This window comes from Palleronia caenipelagi (assembly GCF_007004065.1).
Classification (GTDB): domain Bacteria; phylum Pseudomonadota; class Alphaproteobacteria; order Rhodobacterales; family Rhodobacteraceae; genus Palleronia; species Palleronia caenipelagi.
Genome location: NZ_VFSV01000152.1, coordinates 1 through 838 on the forward strand (window position 1 = coordinate 1; position 838 = coordinate 838).

The 838-nt window shown below is 61.4% G+C and carries 1 protein-coding gene; it reads left to right on the forward strand.

Annotation, left to right across the window (positions count from 1 at the left end):
- Positions 1-39 precede the first annotated feature (39 nt).
- Positions 40-838: IS3 family transposase (locus FEV53_RS20395; RefSeq protein WP_246100957.1), on the forward strand; the 799-nt coding region annotated here is incomplete at its 3' end.

The window sequence follows — 838 nt, forward strand, 5'->3', positions numbered from 1 at the left end:
GCTCAATACGGGGTTTCGACACTCTGCCGGCTGGTCCGCCTGTCAYGCAGCTGGTTCTATGGGCATCACGCCAGCCAGGCGGCCCGTGATGACCGTCGGGAGCGGCGATCCGCACGGGACAAGGCGTTGCTGGAACGGATCAGTCATTTTTTCAAAGCCAGCAAACACCGYTACGGGTCCAAGCGTATCCACCGGGATCTGCGCGCTGACGGGGAGCGCGTCTCGGAGCGGCGCGTGGCCAGAATWATGCGSGAAAACAGGATCTCAGCCCGCCTGAGAAAGCCGCGCAAGCCGGTGACCACGAACAGCAATCACAAGCTGAAACCGTCGCCCAACCTGCTGCAGCAGGCATTTCATTGTATCACCCCGAACACGGTTTGGCTGGCAGACATCACTTATGTCGACACTGACGAGGGGTGGCTCTACCTGGCGGCCGTCAAGGATATGGCGACCCGCGAAATCGTCGGCTGGTCCATGGCCGATCACCTGGGCGCACAGCTGTGCTGCGACGCGCTCCGGATGGCTCTACACCGGCGCGGGCCAGTCCCCGGTCTGATCGCCCACTCCGATCGCGGTGTGCAATATGCCAGCGGGGACTATCGCAAGATCATCCGCCACGCCAAGCTGGAGCAATCCATGAGCCGCAGGGGTCAGTGCCTCGATAACGCCCCGATGGAGAGCTTCTTTTCTTCGCTGAAAAAGGAGCTGGTCCATCGCCATCGGTTCAGAACCCGAGAACAGGCCAGGGCCGCGATCTTCGAATACATCGAGGTCTTCTACAACCGCCAGCGACGGCATTCAGCCATAGGCTACCAGACGCCAGCGCAGGCTTTCGAAG